15 protein-coding genes and 1 tRNA gene are annotated in these 18,143 nt (G+C 60.4%); 9 read left to right on the forward strand and 7 right to left on the reverse strand.

What is annotated here, in order from left to right; translation table 11 throughout:
* Nucleotides 1-181: 181 nt before the first annotated feature.
* Genes AAHM38_RS08800 through AAHM38_RS08840 form a run of 9 tightly spaced genes read left to right on the forward strand, consistent with a single transcriptional unit; the run spans nucleotide 182 to nucleotide 10,660 of the window.
* The gene (locus tag AAHM38_RS08800; RefSeq protein WP_116576063.1) at nucleotides 182-1,156 is read left to right on the forward strand and encodes a LysR family transcriptional regulator; all 975 of its coding nucleotides are present in this window, start codon (nucleotides 182-184) and stop codon (nucleotides 1,154-1,156) included.
* A complete protein-coding gene (locus AAHM38_RS08805) occupies nucleotides 1,153-2,652 on the forward strand; it encodes an NAD(P)-binding domain-containing protein (protein WP_116576062.1) in 1,500 nt (499 codons plus the stop codon). Before AAHM38_RS08800 ends, AAHM38_RS08805 begins: the two co-directional genes overlap by 4 nt.
* A complete protein-coding gene (locus AAHM38_RS08810) occupies nucleotides 2,649-3,632 on the forward strand; it encodes an ABC transporter permease (RefSeq protein ID WP_116576061.1) in 984 nt (327 codons plus the stop codon). The genes AAHM38_RS08805 and AAHM38_RS08810 overlap by 4 nt, the downstream gene beginning before the upstream one ends.
* On the forward strand, nucleotides 3,629-4,558 hold the full coding sequence (locus AAHM38_RS08815; protein WP_116576060.1) for an ABC transporter permease: 930 nt from the start codon (nucleotides 3,629-3,631) through the stop codon (nucleotides 4,556-4,558). Before AAHM38_RS08810 ends, AAHM38_RS08815 begins: the two co-directional genes overlap by 4 nt.
* A complete protein-coding gene (locus tag AAHM38_RS08820; protein ID WP_116576059.1) occupies nucleotides 4,555-5,559 on the forward strand; it encodes an ABC transporter ATP-binding protein in 1,005 nt (334 codons plus the stop codon). Before AAHM38_RS08815 ends, AAHM38_RS08820 begins: the two co-directional genes overlap by 4 nt.
* Complete coding sequence (locus AAHM38_RS08825) at nucleotides 5,556-6,557, forward strand: ABC transporter ATP-binding protein (protein ID WP_116576058.1); 1,002 nt, start codon at nucleotides 5,556-5,558, stop codon at nucleotides 6,555-6,557. The genes AAHM38_RS08820 and AAHM38_RS08825 overlap by 4 nt, the downstream gene beginning before the upstream one ends.
* 49 nt (nucleotides 6,558-6,606) lie before the next feature.
* Nucleotides 6,607-8,175, forward strand: a complete 1,569-nt coding sequence (locus AAHM38_RS08830) for an ABC transporter substrate-binding protein (protein ID WP_116576057.1) — start codon at nucleotides 6,607-6,609, stop codon at nucleotides 8,173-8,175.
* A 5-nt stretch (nucleotides 8,176-8,180) separates the two neighbouring features.
* A complete protein-coding gene (locus AAHM38_RS08835; protein ID WP_116576056.1) occupies nucleotides 8,181-10,073 on the forward strand; it encodes an acyl-CoA thioester hydrolase/BAAT C-terminal domain-containing protein in 1,893 nt (630 codons plus the stop codon).
* Nucleotides 10,070-10,660 carry a peroxidase-related enzyme gene (locus tag AAHM38_RS08840; protein ID WP_116576055.1) on the forward strand — a complete coding sequence of 197 codons (591 nt, stop codon included), beginning with the start codon at nucleotides 10,070-10,072 and terminating at the stop codon, nucleotides 10,658-10,660. The genes AAHM38_RS08835 and AAHM38_RS08840 overlap by 4 nt, the downstream gene beginning before the upstream one ends.
* 71 nt (nucleotides 10,661-10,731) lie before the next feature.
* Here the strand turns inward: AAHM38_RS08840 and AAHM38_RS08845 are convergent, their stop codons facing one another.
* From AAHM38_RS08845 to AAHM38_RS08875, 7 genes are all read right to left on the reverse strand, one after another.
* Entirely contained in the window at nucleotides 10,732-13,029 is a 2,298-nt protein-coding gene (locus AAHM38_RS08845) for a xanthine dehydrogenase family protein molybdopterin-binding subunit (protein WP_116576054.1), read from the reverse strand.
* The gene (locus tag AAHM38_RS08850) at nucleotides 13,026-13,493 is read right to left on the reverse strand and encodes a (2Fe-2S)-binding protein (protein WP_116576053.1); all 468 of its coding nucleotides are present in this window, start codon (nucleotides 13,491-13,493) and stop codon (nucleotides 13,026-13,028) included. The genes AAHM38_RS08845 and AAHM38_RS08850 overlap by 4 nt, the downstream gene beginning before the upstream one ends.
* 318 nt (nucleotides 13,494-13,811) lie before the next feature.
* Nucleotides 13,812-14,033, reverse strand: coding sequence for a hypothetical protein (locus AAHM38_RS08855; RefSeq protein ID WP_182552933.1), 222 nt, complete (start codon nucleotides 14,031-14,033; stop codon nucleotides 13,812-13,814).
* Nucleotides 14,034-14,904: 871 nt separating this feature from the next.
* Nucleotides 14,905-15,423, reverse strand: coding sequence for a replication/maintenance protein RepL (locus AAHM38_RS08860; RefSeq protein ID WP_182552932.1), 519 nt, complete (start codon nucleotides 15,421-15,423; stop codon nucleotides 14,905-14,907).
* 379 nt (nucleotides 15,424-15,802) lie between these two features.
* A complete protein-coding gene (locus AAHM38_RS08865) occupies nucleotides 15,803-16,948 on the reverse strand; it encodes a phage integrase SAM-like domain-containing protein (protein ID WP_182552931.1) in 1,146 nt (381 codons plus the stop codon).
* A 186-nt stretch (nucleotides 16,949-17,134) separates the two neighbouring features.
* Nucleotides 17,135-17,225, reverse strand: a tRNA-Ser gene (locus AAHM38_RS08870).
* Between the two features lie 132 nt (nucleotides 17,226-17,357).
* Nucleotides 17,358-17,639, reverse strand: a complete 282-nt coding sequence (locus AAHM38_RS08875) for a DUF7696 family protein (protein ID WP_009240959.1) — start codon at nucleotides 17,637-17,639, stop codon at nucleotides 17,358-17,360.
* Nucleotides 17,640-18,143 lie beyond the last annotated feature (504 nt).

An 18,143-nucleotide genomic window follows, 5' to 3' on the forward strand; every position in this document is an offset into this window, starting at 1 on the left:
ACGTTCGTCAATTAAAGTGTGGTCGCTGCTGCGCGGGCCTGCCTGGGCAGTTGCCGTACCGCACGAAATAGCGGTTGCCAGCGCAAAGCGCATGAGTACATAAGAAAATACTATTTGGAATTCGCATACTGCCTCTACCAGAATGCAGGAACCACATGCATGACTGGGATCAAACAGGCGGATGGAACTCCGACAACTCGAAGCGTTTGCCGCGGTCATGTCGACCGGCAGCGTCACTGCGGCGGGCAAGCTGCTGGGACGCTCGCAGCCCGCCATCAGCCGGCTCATCCAGGATCTGGAAGCCGAGATCGGCTACGCCCTGTTCACACGCGCGGGGCCGCGCGTCTCGCCCACCGAGCAGGGTTTCCTGCTGTACGAAGACGTTGAGCACACGCTGATCAGCTTACGTCAGATCCGCACCCGTGCCGAAGAAATCGCGCGCGGCGAGGCACGCCCGCTGCGCCTCGCGGCCACGTCGGCATTGGCGGCCGGTTTGTTGCCTGCCGCCTTGGCCGACGAGCCGGAACTCGCGCAACACGTCCAGATTCGCAGTGCCTCGCCCGAACAGGTGGTGCACGCCGTGCTGACCGGCGCGGCCGACCTGGGCATCAGCAGCCTGCCACTGGAACATCGCGGCGTCACGGTGCATTGGATCGGCGAAGCCGCGTGCGTGGCAGCAGTGCAGACACAGGACCCGCTGGCCGCCGGCAGCCGTGTTGCGCTGGCCGATTGCGCCGGACAGCGCATCATCACGATGCACAACCCGTATCGCCTGCGCCGCCGTCTGGACCAGGCGCTGGCGAAGGCCGGCGTGGAGCCCACCGCCCTCATCGAGACCAACGCCTCGCTGAATGCGCTGACCGCCGTGCGCGCGGGCCTGGGCGTCGCGTTGCTGGAGCCTGTGACGGCATATGGCGTGCCGATCGACGGCGTGACAGTGCGCCCGATCGACGCCGATATCCCTTTCTTCTTTGGCGTGATCACCCCCGAGGCCAGGCGGCCATCGGCGGGGGTGACCTCATTGACCGACGCCCTGGCGCGGGCAGCCCAGCGCCTGCTGCCGGACTGCAAGCTGCACGATCCGGCACGCCATGCCAGCATGCTGCAGGTGCTGTATGGCGAATCCATCAACGAAACCGAAGGCGCGTCCGCATGACCGCTGCACAAGAAGACAATGCGCTGCAAGTGACCGGGCTCGCAGCGCTCGAAGCGCGTTTGCACCAGGACCTCTCCTGGCTCGAACTCCCCGCAAAAAACTGGACGCTGCCCCACACGTTAGAAGGGCAACCCGTACTGGACGTGGCCGTCATCGGTGGCGGCATGGCAGGCCTGGCGGCCTCGGCATCGCTCAAGCATCTCGGTATCGGCGTGGTGGTGTTCGACCGCTCGCCCGCCGGCTTCGAAGGCCCATGGGCGACGACGGCGCGCATGGAAACGCTGCGCTCGCCAAAGCAGTTGACCGGCCCTGCGCTCGGCCTGCCGGCCTTGACGTTCCGCGCATGGTTTGAAGCGCAGTTCGGTACCGATGCGTGGGAGGTGCTCGACAAGATCCCGCGTCTGCAATGGATGGACTACCTGCGCTGGTACCGCCGCGTCCTGCAGCTCGACGTGCGCAACGAACACCACGTGAAGGCGATCCACCCGCGCGTGGATGGCGCCGTTGAATTGCTGATCGACGCGCCGGGTCAACCGACGCAGCGCGTGTTTGCGCGCCGCGTGGTGCTGGCCACCGGCCGGGACGGGCTTGGCGGCCCATCCGTGCCGGACTTTGCGCGCCGGCTGCCGCGCCGCTGGTGGGCGCATTCGTCTGACGAGATGGATTACGGCACGCTGACGGGCAAGCGCGTAGGCGTGATCGGCGCCGGTGCGTCCGCCATGGATTCGGCAGCAACGGCACTGGAAGCCGGTGCCGCCAGCGTCGACATGCTGATCCGACGCCCCGACCTGCCGCGCGTGAACAAGGGCAAGGGTGCGGGCAGCCCGGGGCTCGTGCACGGCCACCTGTATCTGCCCGACGCATGGAAATGGCGCATCCGCCATTACATCAATGTCGAGCAGGTGCCCCCGCCGCGCGGCAGCACGCTGCGTGTGTCGCGGCATCCGAATGCGCGCTTCAACCTGGGCTGCGGCATCCTGGGCGTCGACGAGCACGACGGCGTGCTGCACGTGGCCACAACCAAGGGCGTATTCCAGTTGGACTTCCTGATCTTCTCGACGGGCTTTCGCACGGACTGGGCCTCGCGCCCGGAGTTCAGCGCACTGGCACCGCACATTCGCCAATGGCGCGACCGCTACACACCGCGCCCCGGCGAGGAAGATGCAGAACTCGCCGATTCACCCGACCTCGGGCACGCGTTCGAATTTCGCGAGAAAACGCCCGGCACGCTGCCCGGCCTGTCCCGCGTGCATTGCTTCTGTTATCCCGCGTCCGTCACGCACGGCAGCGTCTCTGGCGACATCCCCGCCATCAGCGAGGGCGCGAAGCGCTTGGCGCAAGGCATTGCCGGCTTGCTGTACCAGGAAGACATCGACGGACACTACGCCGCCATCCAGGCCTATGCCGAGCCGGAAATCTTTGGCGATGAATGGACGTCTGCGCCGCCGCCCGGTGCGGAGGCGAATGCCACTTCCGGCCAGGAGGCTGCACGATGACAGGCTGGCTCATCCGCCGCATCGGCCAGGCGCTGCTGGTCCTGCTGGTGATGACGGTGATCGTCTTCATCGGCTTGCACGCCATCGGCAACCCGGTCGACATCCTGATCGGCCAAGACGTCGACCAGATCGACCGCGCGCGCATCATTGCCGAACTGGGCCTCGACAAACCGCTGTGGGAGCAGTACCTCGCCTTCCTGAACGGCGCGCTGCACGGCAATCTCGGCAAGAGCTTTGTCTACAACGAACCGGCCATCCAATTGATCCTGCAACGCCTGCCGGCCACGCTGGAGCTGGCGTTTTCTGCGCTGATCATCGCGGTGGTGATCGGGGTGCCGCTTGGGCTGTTCGCGGGGCTGTATCCGCGCCATCCGGTATCGCGCCTGCTGATGACGGGCAGCGTGGTTGGATTCTCGTTGCCGACGTTCTGGGTGGGCCTGATGCTGATCATGGCCTTCAGCGTGAGCCTCGGCTGGCTGCCCGCAAGCGGACGGGGCGAAACGGCGCGCCTGTTCGGCATCGAATGGTCGTGGCTGACGGTCGATGGCCTGCGGCACCTCGTGCTGCCGGCGGTCAACCTGTCGCTGTTCAAGCTCTCGCTGGTGCTGCGGCTGACGTCTGCCGGCGTGCGCGAGGTGCTGCCACTGGATTTCGTGAAGTTCGCGCGTGCCAAGGGCCTGTCGCCGCTGCGCGTGGTGCTGGCGCACGTGCTGCGCAATACGCTGATCCCGCTGGTGACGGTGCTGGGCCTGGAGCTGGGCTCGACCATCGCCTTTGCGGTGGTGACGGAAAGCATCTTTGCGTGGCCCGGCGCGGGCAAGCTCATTCTGGATAGCATCAACTCGCTGGACCGGCCGGTCATCGTGTCGTACCTCATCGTCGTGGTGTGCCTGTTCGTGTCGCTCAACCTGATCGTCGACATCCTGTATCGGCTGCTGGACCCGCGCGTGCGTGCGGCGGACGGCGCGGAGGCTGCATGATGAATACAACTCCGCAACCCACCACCGCAGCCGCGGTTGCCGCCCCGCGCAAGCAATCGCCGTGGCGCCGCGTGGTGTCCGATTTTCTGGCATCCAAGACCGCCGTCTTTGGGCTTGCCGGGGTCGTGATCCTGATGCTGGCCGCGCTGGCCGCACCGTGGATCACGCCGCAGAACCCATACGACCTGATGCAGCTCGACGTGCTCGACTCGCGTCTGCCGCCAGGTTCGCCGAATGGCTTGGGGACGTTCACGTACTGGCTCGGCACCGATGGCCAGGGGCGTGACCTTTACTCCGGCATCCTCTATGGCCTGCGCATCAGCCTGGGCGTGGGGATCGGTTCGGCCGCCGTGGCCGCCGTGATCGGCACGCTGCTCGGCCTCATTGCGGCATATGCCGGCGGCCGCGTCGACAGCATCATCATGCGCACGGTCGACCTGCTGCTGTCGTTCCCGTCGGTGCTGGTGGCGATGATGATCCTCGCCTATCTCGGCAAGAGCATCACCAACGTCGTGTTGACGCTCGTGCTGCTGGAGTGGGCGTATTACGCGCGCACGGTGCGCGGCCAGGCCCTCGTCGAGCGTCGCCGCGAATACGTGGAAGCCGCCCGCTCGCTCGCCCTGCCCGGCTGGCGCATTGCGCTCAAGCACATCCTGCCGAACTGCCTGCCGCCGCTGATCGTCGTGGGCACGCTGCAGGTGGCGCGCGCGATCACGCTGGAAGCAACGCTGTCCTTCCTGGGCCTGGGCGTGCCGATTACCGAGCCGTCTCTGGGCCTGCTGATTTCCAACGGATACCAATACATGCTTTCAGGCCAGTACTGGATCAGTTTCTATCCGGGCATCGCGCTGTTGCTGGCGCTGGTGGCTATCAACCTCGTGGGCGACCGCCTGCGGGAAGTGCTGAACCCGAGGACGCAGCGATGATGGCGCCCACCAACGCGACCACCCTCGAAGTCCGCAACCTGCGCACGCATTTCTTCACGCGTGAAGGCGTGCTGCCGGCGGTGGACGATGTGTCGTTCTCGCTCGCGCGCGGGCGCATCCTCGGGCTGGTCGGCGAGTCCGGCTCAGGCAAGTCCGTCACCGGTTTCTCCATCATGGGTCTGGTGGACCCGCCCGGCCGCGTGGTCGGCGGCGAGATCCTCTACCAGGGCCGCGATCTCACTAAGCTCGCCCCGCGCGAGCTGCGCAAGTTGCAGGGCAACCGCATCGCCATGGTCTTCCAGGACCCGATGATGACGCTCAACCCCGTGCTGCGCATCGATGCCCAGATGATCGAGGCCGTGCGCGCGCACAGCAGCATGAGCCACAAGCAGGCGTGGGACCATGCACGCGACACGCTCGGCCTGATGGGCATTCCAAGCCCAGAAGAGCGGCTGCGGGCGTATCCGCATCAGCTTTCCGGCGGGATGCGTCAACGCGTGGCGATTGCCATTGCGATGCTGCATCGGCCCGACCTGATCATTGCCGACGAACCGACCACGGCGCTGGACGTGACCATCCAGGCGCAGATTCTGTCCGAAGTGCAGAAGCTCTCGCGCATGCACGGCACGGCGCTGATCTGGATCACGCACGACCTGTCTGTCGTGGCCGGCCTGGCTGACGAGGTGGCTGTGATGTACGCCGGGCGCATCGTCGAACACGGTCCCGTCGATGCCGTGCTCGATGCCCCGCTGCACCCCTACACCGTGGGCCTGATCGACAGCCTGCCCAGCGAGAACCGCCGCGGCCAGCGCCTGCGCCAAATTCCCGGGATGACGCCGAACCTGCTGTCGCTGCCGGCAGGCTGCGCGTTTGCAGCACGCTGCCCGCGCGCCACCGAGGTCTGCGGCGTCGCGCCGGAAATCACGCAACCGCTGCCGGGGCGCCTCGTCCGCTGCTTCCATCCCGACGCGCAGCACGCGTCCTCGCAGGAGGTCGCGTGAGTACGCCGCTCGTTGAACTCAAGCAGGTCAGCAAACGCTTTGGCGATCGCAAGGTCGGTGCGGGTGATCGCGTCTTGCAACGCTTCGGCCTGGCGCATCCGCCTGCAGTCGTTCGTGCAGTCGACGGTGTCGACCTCGCGATCCAGCCCGGTGAAGTCGTCGGCCTCGTCGGCGAATCGGGCTGCGGCAAATCCACCCTCGGCCGCATTGCTGCGGGCCTGATGCCGCCATCGGCCGGCGAGGTGCGCGTGGACGGCAAGGCCATCGACATGCTCACGGCAGACGAAGCGCGCGCGGCCCGCCTGAAGATCCAGATGATCTTCCAGGATCCGTACGCCAGCCTCAACCCGCGCCTGCGCGTGGAAGAGATCGTCGGCGAGGCAGCGCGCGTGCACGGTCTGACCGACCGCGCCAACTTTGCCGATTACGTGGCTGCGCAGATGCAGCGCGCCGGCCTGGACCCCGCCCTGCGCGACCGCTATCCGCATCAGTTCAGCGGGGGCCAGCGCCAGCGCATCGGCATTGCGCGTGCGCTGGCGGTGCAGCCGTCGATGCTCGTCTGCGACGAGGCGGTGGCCGCGCTCGACGTGTCGATCCAGGCGCAGATCCTGAACCTGTTCATGGACCTGCGCGAGCAGCTCAACCTGACCTACCTGTTCATCAGCCACGACCTGGGCGTGGTGGAACACCTGTCCGATCGGGTGGTGATCATGTACCTCGGCCGCGTGGTGGAATCGGCTCCGGCGGAGGAAGTCTTCCGCCGCCCGAACCATCCTTACACGCAGACCTTGCTGGCGGAGATTCCGCGCCTGTCGGCCCGGCACAAGACATTCACCGCCATTCAAGGCGAGATGCCGAGCCCGCTGCATCCGCCTACGGGCTGCCATTTCCACCCGCGCTGCCCGCACGCCATGCCCCGCTGCAAGACCGAGACGCCGACGCTGCGCGGCATTGCGGTCAACCATGTCAGCGCCTGTCATTTGAACGACGCGAGCTGAACGACATTCAATAAGCCAACGATTCCAAAAACAGGAAATGGGAACCCACGTGAAACGCCTCCTTGCCTCGTCGCTTGCTGTTGCACTGTTTGCAGCTGCCGGCGCTGTCAGCGCGCAAACCCTGAACATCGCCTTTGCCGATCCGCTCTCATCGCTCGACCCGCAGTTGAACAATCACGCAGGCGACCGCTCAGTCGACGTGCACTTCTGGGATCTGCTGGTCGAGAATAAGTGGAACAAGCTGCAGCCCGGCCTGGCCCTGTCATGGAAGACGCTGGATCCGAAGACGTGGGAATTCAAGCTGCGCCCGAACGTGAAATGGCACGACGGCCAGCCGTTCACGGCGGATGACGTCATCTTCTCGTACCAGCGCGCGCGCAGCGTGCCGGGCAGCGTGGCAACGTTCGCGGGCTATCTGCGCACCGTGGAGTCCGTCACGGCCAAAGACCCGCTCACGCTCATCATCAAGACGACCATCCCGAGCCCGGATTTGCCGCTGAACCTGGCATCCGTACACATCGTCAGCAAGCACGTGGGTGAGAAGTCTTCCACCGAGGATTACAACGCCGGCCGTGCCGTGGTGGGTACCGGCCCCTACAAGTTCGTCTCGTATGTGCCCGGCGATCGCGTGGTGATGGCGCGCAACGACAACTACTGGGGCGACAAGCAGCTCTGGGAGAAGGTCAACTACCGCTACATCAACAACGCTGCCGCTCGCACGGCCAACCTGCTTTCAGGCGAAGTCGATGTCATCGACAAGGTGTCGGTGTCTGACCTGGCGCGCCTGCGTCAGTCGCCCAACGTGAAGGTGTTCGCCTATCCGGGCCTGCGCGTGATGCTGCTGCAACCAAGCTTCCGCAAGGGGCCGAACGACTACATCACCGGCAACGACGGCAAGCCGCTGCCGAACAATCCGCTGCTGGATGTGCGCGTACGCCGCGCGCTGTCGCTCGCGATCGACCGGAAAGCGATCGTCGACCGCATCCTGCAGGGCGCCGCCACCGTCGCCAACCAGTGGATGCCGTCCGACACGTACGGCTACAACCCCGATGTGAAGGACATCGCCTACGACCCGGCGCAGGCCAAGAAGCTGCTGGCCGATACAGGCTTTCCGCAGGGCTTCAACCTGGTGATCCACGTGCCGAACGACCGCTATCCGCAAGGCCCCGAAACGGCGCAGGCGGTGGCGCAGTTCTGGACCCGCATCGGCGTAAAGGCGCGCGTGGAAGTGGTGCCCTGGTCTGTCTACTCCGGCCGCGCCAACAAGAATGAATATGCGATGAGCATGCTGGCGTGGGGCAACGGCACGGGCGAGGCGAGCTACGCGCTGGTCAACGTGCTCGCCACGGTCGACACCAAGAAGGGCCTGGGCGCGTCCAACTGGGGCCACTACAGCAACGCGGCTGTCGACAACGCACTGAACGCCTCCACCGAGGAATTCAACGTGGAAAAGCGCGCGGCCATTCTTCGCCACTCGGTCAAGCTGGTCTCGGATGACGTGGGCGTGATGCCGCTGTACCACTACCAGAACGTGTGGGCCGCCAAGAAGGGCCTGAAGGTGACGCCGATGACGAGCGATCGCACAGCAGCCCAAATGGTCACCAAGGACGGCAAGTAAGCGCCATGGGAACGTTCGCGCTCGGCGTCACGCCAACAGATGACCTGATCGACGTATCGCGCAGCATCGTCGTGACCGGGCTTGCGCCCGGCGCGCAGGTCGGCATCGTGGCGCAAACGCGTCGCGGCAATGGCGTGTTGTGGCACAGCCGTGCGGCATTCGTTGCGGATGCGCAAGGCACCGTCGACCTCACGCGCGACGCGCCTGTCTCGGGTGACTACACCGGCGTCAGCGCGATGGGCGTCATCTGGAGCCAGCGACCGGAAGACGGCAAGGCGCGCGAGGTCTTTCCGCAGCCTGCCACGGAGCCGTTGACGACCACGCTCACGGCCACGGCCAACGGCGAGTCGATCCATGCGCGCTTCGTCCAACGGCCGGCCGCACCTGGCGTGACGCGCCACGATGTGCGCGCACCGGAGAATGAGCACGGTCTGGTCGGCACGCTGTACCTGCCCGATCCGTATGCGCACCCGGGGCCCCGCCCTGCCGTGCTGATCCTCAACGGCTCGGGCGGCGGCATCAACGAGCCGCGCGCGGCGCTGTATGCCTCGCACGGCTATGCGGCGTTTGCGCTGGCCTACTTCAAGGCGCCGGGGCTGTCGGACTACATCTCGAATACGCCACTCGAATATTTCGAGCGCGCGCTTGCCTGGCTGCGCAAACGCGTGGAGCCGCTGCACGACTTCGTTGCCGTGAGCGGCCAGTCGCGCGGGGGTGAACTGGCATTGCTGCTGGGTGCGACGTTCCCGGAAGCCGTTTCTGCGGTCATCGGTTACGTGCCGGGCGCCGTCGTGCACAGCGGGCAGAACGCCGCCGACCCCGCTGTCGGCCGCGAAGGCCCCACGTGGCTGTATCGAGGTCAGCCGCTGCCGCATCTGTGGGAAGGCAACCGCACGGCGACCTGGGCACCGTTCGACGAAGGCCCCGCGCCGCATCGGCATGAACGCGCCATCCGCACGGCGCTGCAGGATGCAGACGCGGTGGCACGCGCGCGCATTCGCATCGAACGCGCGCGCGGTCCGGTGCTGCTGCTCTCCGCCACCGATGACGGCTCGTGGCCCTCGAGCGATTACTCGCGCATGGTGACGACCAAACTGGCCGAGGTACGCCACCCCTACCCCGTCCAACATTTCGACTACGAAGGCGCGGGTCACGCCATCGTCTTTCCGTACGTGCCGACCACGCAGCTCGTCTATGCGCACCCGGTGTCGGGCCGCATCAGCACCGGCGGCGGCGAGCCGCGTGCCAACGCCCGCGCCGACGCCCAGTCGTGGGCAGCAGTGCTTCGCTTCCTCGCCAGCGCGGTGGCCGCGCGCGGCGCGTCCGTACCCGATTCTCGGAGCCTTTCATCAATGGATTTCACGCCCGCACAAGATGTGGTCGACCAGGTTGCCGGCCTGGAAGACGGCAGCGCCACGCATGCGCTGCGCCATGCCCGCGAAAAGGTGGCAACGGCCACGCAGGGCAGCTACGACGCATTGTTCGGTGCAGACCTGCCCGGCCTGACGTTGGGCGAACGCCTGCTCGTCGCGCTGTACGCCTGCCGCCTCACCCCGGCGCCCGAACTGGCCGAACACTACCGCGCACGCCTCGCGAATACGCCGGTCGACGCAGATGCGTTGCAAGCCGTCGACCACGGCGATATCGACACGCTGACCGACGCCCGCCTGCGCGCCATCCTCACCTTCACGCGCACGCTCGTCGAACGCCCCATCGAGGGCGACCGCGATGCGCTGTTGCGTTTGCCCGCAGCGGGCCTGGCCACGGCCGACGTCGTGACGCTCGCGCAGCTCATCGCCTTTCTGTCGTATCAGACGCGGCTCGTCGCCGGCTTGCGCGCCCTCCGCGAAGCCGCCGGCAGCGGCAGCGCCACCGCCTCCACGGAGACCGCAGCATGACGGAGATCATCCGCGCCCACGGCTTCACCAACGAATCGCTCGAGTGGCAAGCGTGGCTCGATGTGGTCGACCTCGACCGTGCTACGCCCGAGCAGATCGCCGTGCTGGAAGAAAGCCATCCGAAGGCGAAAACGTCCGACTACTACCGGTTTCTCGTTCACCAGCCCGAAATCCTGCGTCAGCGCTCGGCGGCGTTCAACGCGATCATGTATGCGCCGGGCGGCCTGTCGCGCGCTGAACGCGAACTCGCCAGCGCGGTGGTGTCGCGCGTCAACGGCTGCGTGTATTGCGCATCTGTCCACGCACAGCGCTTCGAGCAGCTTGCCAAGCGCAACGACGTGATCAAGCAGGTCTTTGAAGACCCGCACATCGCGGGCACGAACGCGCGCGAGCGTGCCATCGTGCTGTTCTCGATCGACCTGACGATGCGCCCGGGCGACGTACGTGGCGAAGACCTGCAGCCGCTCAAAGACGCTGGCCTGACCGACGCGGAGATTCTCGACCTGATACACGCGGTGGCCATCTTTGCATGGGCGAATCGGCTGATGCTGAATCTGGGCGAACCGGTGTCTCCGGGCGCGGCCTGAGCCAGGCGGCATCGCTCCAAAAAGAAAGCCGCAGGTTTGCGCCTGCGGCTTTTTCGTTCAGTGCAGCAGCATCACACCATTGGCAACTGCCGCACCGGCTTACCGGTCAACTGCGCCACGGCGTGCGCCACGGCCGGCGCGATGGGGGGGACTCCCACCTCACCCATGCCGCTGGGCTCCGCCGTGCTCGGCACGATGTGCGTTTCGATGACAGGTGTCTCGACCATCTTGAGCGCCGGGTAGTCGGTGAAGTTCGACTGCACGACCTGGCCGTCCTTGATGTCGATCCGGCCATACAGCGCCGCCGTCAGGCCAAAGATGACCGCGCTTTCCATCTGCTGCGCAACGATGCCCGGGTTGACCACCGTGCCGCAATCGACTGCGCACACAACGCGATGCACGCGTGGCTTGCCGTCTTTCATCGACACCTCCACCACCTGCGCGACCACGGAGCCGAAGCTCGGGTGCAGCGCAATGCCGCGCGCACGCGGTGCGCCGTCAGCGGCTGGTGCCAGCGGCTGCCCCCAGCCGGCGGCCTGCGCTGCCGTGTCCAGCACCTTCAGCTCGCGCGGATGGTCCTTCAGCAAGTTACGCCGCATCGCCAACGGGTCAAGCTTGGCCGCGGCCGCCACCTCGTTGAGAAAGCCCTCCATGAAGAACCCGTTGTACGAATGCCCCACGCTGCGCCAGAAGCCTACGGGAACCGGCAGATCGACCGCCAGATGCGCGATGTGCTCGTGCTCGATTTCATACGGCAGGTCGAACAGGCCTTCGGCGGTGTAGCGATCGATGCCCGCTGACGGCGCACCGAACAGTCGATCCAACTCACCAGCAAGAATCGATTGGCCGGCGCTGCGCGAGGCAATCGCGGTAACCTTGCCGCTCTCGACACGCGCCTTGAGCCGGGCGATGGCTTGCGGGCGATAGAAGTCGTGGCGGACGTCTTCCTCGCGCGACCAGATCACCTGCACGGGCTTGCCTTCGGTCTTGGTGGCGATGGTCACGGCCTGGCTGATGAAATCCGATTCCAGCCGCCGCCCGAAACCGCCGCCGATGAGCGGGATATCGATCTGCACCTTGTCGCCGCTCACGCCGGCCGCACGCGCCGCCACCAGCTGCGCCAGCGTGGCGACCTGCGTGGGCGCCCAGAGATGCACGCCCTCCGACGTCACCTGCGCGGTGCAGTTGATCGGCTCCATCGTGGCGTGCGCAAGATACGGCGCGGTGTACTCGGCCTCGACGATGGTGGCGCCATCGGTCTTGTCGAAGGCTTTCAGGCCGTCGCCCGTCGATCGATACGTGAAGCCGCCCTTGTCGCTGTCGAGCGCGCTGACGAGCTGCTGCCGAATGCCTGCCGAATCGAGCTTGGCATGCGGGCCGTTGTCCCACACGGGTTCGAGCGTTGCGAGCGCCTGCCGGGCCTGCCAGTAATGGTCTGCCACGACGGCCACGCCCGGCGCGCCGCCGCCTGCGCCCTCGAACGGCACCACGTAACGCACGCCCGGCATGCCAAGCGCCGCTTTCGACTGGAACGTCTTGAGCTTGCCGCCAAACACCGGACACATCACGACCGCGGCATACAGCATGCCGGGCAGGCGCGTGTCGATGGAGAAACGCGCGCTGCCATCCGTCTTCGCAGCGAGATCGTTGCGCGGCGCCGGTTTGCCGATCAACCGGAATTGCGAAGCCGGCTTGAGCGTCACGTTGGACGGCGCAGAAATACCGCGCGCCAACTTGGCCATCTCGCCGAACGTAGACTGTTTGCCGCCGGGGCCGATCAGCTGGCCTTCACGGATGCTGACGTCTGGAGCCGGCACGTTCCATTCGCGCGCGGCGGCTTGCACCAACGCTGCACGCGCCGTGGCGGCGGCCTCGCGCACGGGCTGCCAGCCATCGGCGGTGCTGCTGCTGCCGCCGGTAATGATGAGGCCGATCTCGCGCGCGCTCTTGGCCATGATCCAGTGCAGTGCGCGTGCCCAGGTCTTGTCCGCGCTATCGGGATGCAGCGGCAGCGAGCTGTCGCCCATGGCGACGACGTTGCCGTAAATGCGCTCCACCGGCGCGCTTTCGATGCGCACGCGCGAGAGCTGAATGTCCAGCTCTTCGGCCGCCAGCATCGACAGCGCGGTGTGGATGCCCTGGCCCATCTCCACACGCGGCATGGCGAGCACGACGTCGCCTTCGGGTGTGATCTTGATCCAGCCGTTCAGGGCAATCTCGCCATTGTGCTCGGGGAAGATGTCCGGATCGCCCACGCGGCTGCGCGGCGGCATCACGCCCCAACCGACGACGAGTGCGCCACCGATGCCGAGGGCGCCGAGCAGGAAACGGCGGCGTCCGCTGCGCGGTTTTGTAGTCTTCGCGTTCATGCGCGGCCCTCCCGCAACGCCTTGGCAGCGCGCTTGATAGCGGCGCGCATGCGCGGATAGGTTCCGCAGCGGCAGATGTTGGTCATGGCCGCGTCGATGTCGGCATCCGTCGGGTCAGGGCATTGGGCCAGCAAGTCGGCCGCGGCCATCAGCATGCCGGACTGGCAGTAGCCGCACTGGGGCACCTGCTCGTCTATCCAGGCTTGCTGCAGCGCGTGGCGTTTGCCCTCGCCGCCGGCTAGTCCTTCGATGGTGGTGATGTGCTTGCCGGCCACAGCCGCCACCGGCAGCACACAGGACCGCACGGCCGCGCCGTCCACGTGTACGGTGCATGCGCCGCACGCCGCGACGCCGCAGCCGAACTTCGTACCGGTCAGGTTCAGGTGATCACGCAGCACCCACAGCAGCGGCGTGGCCGGGTCGCAATCAACGCTGACCGGCTTGTGGTTGACGTCCAGTTCCATGGGGCGGTGGTCTCCTTGTGTTGCGATTTTCTGTTGCTGGCCAAGCGTACGTTCAAACGGCTGAGGTCAGCAATAGTGGTCCACCTCGACATGACAACGGCGGCGAATGCAAAAAGGCCCGAGCACTTGCGCACTCGGGCCTTGGATTCCTGGCGGAGAGAGGGGGACTAACAAAAATTGCTACCACCTCCCTTTAAAATCAAGGACTTAGCAGAGATTTTAGGGTAAATTTTGCTACCAAATTCGTTACCACTGGTAGCAAAGGCAGTGTACCACACGGGAAGAGAAGAAAAGCCAGCTACATAGCTGGCTTTTATTTTATTGAGAAGAAGATTTTTCTTCTGGTCCTTGGGTTGAGTTCTTGGCTTCAATCTCTTTCATTTTATTTTCCACCCAATTTCTAGAACTACTCATCAAATCCCTGAATGTTTGAGAGATTGATTGGTTTTTTAGTTCCGAATATTTAACCAATCTCTCATAATCAGACTTCTCAACAAAGATACTTCGCTTAATTAATTTCTCACCTTCTCTTCTTATCATTTTAGGTTCTCCTATATCAGAATATATATATAAGAACCTATCAGATAAACCGAGATTGTCAACACCCGGAAATTACAAAGCACACACGGAAGGACTAGGTGTCCTTCCAAGTGCTTTCTTTCTTCCAATCCTATACTTGTATTGTGTTTGTCGAAGGCTACCTACCTTCCAATCTTAATCTCGTCTTATTCCCAGAACCTAACAACGAGAACCCGTAGGGCTACACCTATGAGCCTATGAACGAGAACCCAACAATAAGAACCTAGGAATTTATAGACGAGAACCCGTAGGGCTACACTCTATCGAACCCCCCCCCCAAAAAATTGTTCTTCAATTTTTTTAGACATTTACACCACATGTAATGTGTTGTTATGCCAGTTGTCCTTTCAGGACTAACTAAATGGGGATTTTCGATAATGTGCTAGGTAATGTGTCTTTCAATGTGTCTTTGAAGAAATAATGTGTAGCCCCCTTGTGTTTACAAGGGGGTGAGATAAGAACCTAACACATTACACCCTACATTATTTTCCAATCAAAGAAATAATGTATGGTTTCACATTGAGATTAAACAACCAATCCGACACGAGAACCCGTAGGGAAGAACCTACATTTTTCTTCATTACCAAACTTGGCGATCAGCCAAGTTTCTATCATTGAAAATCTATCTTTGTGGTTCACTCATTGTGGAAATATCTTCGACACCGTATTGATAATTTGGTGAAAACTCTTCGAGTTTCCAATAAATTACCAACACTTTTCCACAACAACATATGGTTCACCAGGTTTCGATTTCCACCAATTTGATAAATTTTCAAATCTCCAAAAACAAGAAAGCCACCGATTAGGTGGCTTTTTCTATCTTCAATCATTTTTACTTCTTCATAAAGGACATTGACTCATGAGCCATTTTATCAAGTTCATCCCTCTTGTTTGCTGGTAGAACTTCATCAATTTCTTTGTAGGTTCTATTCAGAACAGTTTTATAGGCTTCTGTTTCTGTTGACTTGAATAAATCCCCCATACATAGATAGTTTGGATTTAAGAACAAGGATTTTTTCTCTCTGATAAAAATTCCAGACTCTGTTAGCTTCTTAAAGCTACGACTTATATTTGATTTATCAACACCCAAATCGTCTGATATGGTTTCTTGGGTTAGATTGATTACATTACCCCAAGAAACATAGTGAATAACCCTAAATAGAACCAATAAATCAGTTGTGGTTAGTTTGTTATCAACCATTGAATCAGCGAGCTTGTTATAGAAGAAAATTACAAAGGGTTCGTTGGTTTCTGCTTTTCTTTTCCCTTTGATTAGATTGACATTGACATCATCATCACCTTGCTTGTCGAAGAAATCTGACATCTCTTTCATAAATTCTTGTTTTTTCATTTTTGTTGTCCTTTTTACCAAGTTATATGGTAGAAATTAACTCGAATATATGAATTGTCAAGTATGTATATAATATATATTTATATATAAGTTAGATATAAAGAAAGAGATATAGAAGAGGCATTTTTACAAAAATCACGAAGAACCTAGATAAACAGACATCTTCGTGATTTTTTCAATCTTCGAAAGTTGGTAAATTTAACAACCTTTGTTGTCAAAATTGACAACTTCTGTTGTTAAATTTGCCAACTAGCACGATAGAAATTTTCAAGAAGATAGATTTTCAAAAACAAGAAAGCCACCTAATCGGTGGCTTTTCTCTTTCGAAAGAACATTCGTTCTTGTTGCGGGTCGTAGCCCGCTCCCTACGGGTCAATATTCAAAACTTGGTTTTTATCAACCCAGAGATCATCATCAATTTCTGGTTTGCTGGCTGGAGAATTTCAGCCAGTTGGTCTACCGAGAACTTTTTTGAATATGTAGCCACGTTCACATTGTCAATTTCGTGTCCGAAAAATTGACAACGTGGTTCAAACGGTACACCTTCTTTCATAAACAAGTCATTGGTAAATTTTCGCAGTGAATGAAAAACCAATTTCTCACGAGTAATTTTCAAATCTTCAAGCAGTCGCTTAAATTTCTTGCCAACAGCATTACCAGAACCCTTACCTAACCGAGTTGGGTACTTAAAAATCTGTTCTTTGTCTTTAATGAAATCACCAAATCCAAGCTCAAACAATTTCTGACTAATAGGAATATCACGTGAACCAGCCAGAGTTTTCGATTCTCGAATCCGTATGAAGTTTACACCTCGCTCACTTACCAGAATTTGATTGGAATTCAATGAAGTAATTTCACTAATACGGCAACCAGTAAACAGACCCAACATAAGCGACCAATAAAAATCTGGGTCTGTTTCTTTCTCTTTCAAGAAATTTCCAGACTGGTAGATTTTTTCAATTTCTTGTTCTTCGAAAATTTCGTACCCAGATTTGGCTTTGTCTGTTTTACTCATAATAGTACGACCCGTGGCTGGATTGTCATTGAAATAGTAGCCTTGTTTGATTGCGAAATAAAACAAGGTTCTCAAAGTCGCAATTTTGTTGTCTATTGTTCTTGGGCTATTGGTTTTTGCTATGAATTCTTGATATCGAGTAATATCAGAAACCCCAATATCTCCAATGATAGGATTGTCAAGGAACTTGGCAATCTCTTTGGCTGTATTTTTATAAGCGAGAACAGTAGACGGCTTTAATTGTTTCTTTAACTGAAAGAACTTGTCTACTAAATCAGGGAATTTAAGCCCACTTTTTGGGGTATTTTTAGCCGTTTCTCTTGTTTGAGCTACTACCCCACCAGCCCCAGCATTTCGAAGGGCTGTAAGGGCTGTAAGAGCTTCCATAAGCCTCTTATGATCTTCTGGATCATCAGCTTTGGCTATGCCACGAGCTTCATCAAGTTCGTACTTTCGGATTTTATTATCGGACATAGCAATCAGCTTGATTAAGGACAGAGCCTTAATCATAGCTTCTTGCTTGTTTGAAGTGTGTAGGGATCGTTTGAACTGGCGACCACTTACACGAGTGTGTATGTACCACGTGGTGCCACGGAGATAGACTGGCAGGTTGAGCATACTTTGCTACCAAAGTTGCTACCAGTCCTCGACGCCAATCTTTGATTTTTTCCTTAAAAATCAAAGACTTACGAAATTTGGCGGAGAGAGGGGGATTCGAACCCCCGATAGGTTATTAACCTATACACGCTTTCCAGGCGTGCGACTTAAACCACTCATCCATCTCTCCGAAGCCCGCGATTGTAGCACACTGCGCGGTCTCGCCAAGTTTCCCTCACAAACAAAAGGCCCGGTCTCCCGACAAGGCCTTTTGCATCCCACCGCCGACTCAACTTACCCGGTCGGCATCCCCTCGCGTAGCTCAATGCAGCGTGGCTTGTGTCTCATTCATCATCAGCGTCTGCGCAACCTGATCGCGAATCGACTGCGCTTTCAGCAGCAGTCGCAGGGCGATATCGGCACCACGGCTATTGGCAACGTGCTCGATAAACGCGTCGCGTGCGCGTTCATTCAAGGTGGCAACGTGCGCGGCCTCCGACCAGACCCGCCATGCGGAGGGCTGACCGGCAAACTGCTCGCGGCGGCGGAGCAGGTCCGAGTCGATGGCAGCGGCAATCTCGACGTCTTGAATGTTGCGATTCATGATGGCCCCCTTGCTGTCTGTGCTGTTGTTGCGCTCTTCGTGTGGCGCCCTGTGCCGGGCATGCAGCCTGAATATGCAACGTCCATGCCAACACCAATGAGCCGCTCAATGCGCGCGTTTTGCATGCATGCGTTGCTGTCTTGATCTGTTTGAAACACCCTGTTGGCGGCGCTTCGCGGGAAGCGTCCCTACGTCGGTGGGGTGTGAAATTCTCATCTGAAAACCGCTGCGTCAGGCGGCTCGTTACGCGGAACGTTACGTAACGCGGGCGGTGCTCCGGGCCCCAACACACGTGCCACACCGCCGTACGACGCCACTTGCGTGGCGACGTGCCGTGGGCATGCTTGGTGCTTCATCCGTGCGCCCAAGCCTGCTGGCGCGCTGTCGGCCGTGTCACCCACCCTCTTCTGCGCCGGCCTCTTCGCTTGCTTCGCTTCTGAACCGGAAGCGATCTGCCGCGTGCCGCCACCCTCGGCGCGCTGCCCCCCCCACACACAACAAAAG

This window comes from Ralstonia sp. OTU4908, assembly GCF_038440115.1.
Taxonomy (GTDB): Bacteria; Pseudomonadota; Gammaproteobacteria; order Burkholderiales; family Burkholderiaceae; genus Ralstonia; species Ralstonia pickettii.

Excerpts from the sequence above, each read along its gene's own strand:
- AAHM38_RS08800 (WP_116576063.1), top strand. The coding sequence starts at position 182 with ATGGAACTCCGACAACTCGAAGCGTTTGCCGCGGTCATGTCGACCGGC.
- AAHM38_RS08805 (WP_116576062.1), top strand. The coding sequence starts at position 1,153 with ATGACCGCTGCACAAGAAGACAATGCGCTGCAAGTGACCGGGCTCGCA.
- AAHM38_RS08810 (WP_116576061.1), top strand. The coding sequence starts at position 2,649 with ATGACAGGCTGGCTCATCCGCCGCATCGGCCAGGCGCTGCTGGTCCTG.
- AAHM38_RS08815 (WP_116576060.1), top strand. The coding sequence starts at position 3,629 with ATGATGAATACAACTCCGCAACCCACCACCGCAGCCGCGGTTGCCGCC.
- AAHM38_RS08820 (WP_116576059.1), top strand. The coding sequence starts at position 4,555 with ATGATGGCGCCCACCAACGCGACCACCCTCGAAGTCCGCAACCTGCGC.
- AAHM38_RS08835 (WP_116576056.1), top strand. The coding sequence starts at position 8,181 with ATGGGAACGTTCGCGCTCGGCGTCACGCCAACAGATGACCTGATCGAC.
- AAHM38_RS08840 (WP_116576055.1), top strand. The coding sequence starts at position 10,070 with ATGACGGAGATCATCCGCGCCCACGGCTTCACCAACGAATCGCTCGAG.
- AAHM38_RS08845 (WP_116576054.1), bottom strand. The coding sequence starts at position 13,029 with ATGAACGCGAAGACTACAAAACCGCGCAGCGGACGCCGCCGTTTCCTG.
- AAHM38_RS08850 (WP_116576053.1), bottom strand. The coding sequence starts at position 13,493 with ATGGAACTGGACGTCAACCACAAGCCGGTCAGCGTTGATTGCGACCCG.
- AAHM38_RS08855 (WP_182552933.1), bottom strand. The coding sequence starts at position 14,033 with ATGATAAGAAGAGAAGGTGAGAAATTAATTAAGCGAAGTATCTTTGTT.
- AAHM38_RS08860 (WP_182552932.1), bottom strand. The coding sequence starts at position 15,423 with ATGAAAAAACAAGAATTTATGAAAGAGATGTCAGATTTCTTCGACAAG.
- AAHM38_RS08865 (WP_182552931.1), bottom strand. The coding sequence starts at position 16,948 with ATGATTAAGGCTCTGTCCTTAATCAAGCTGATTGCTATGTCCGATAAT.
- AAHM38_RS08875 (WP_009240959.1), bottom strand. The coding sequence starts at position 17,639 with ATGAATCGCAACATTCAAGACGTCGAGATTGCCGCTGCCATCGACTCG.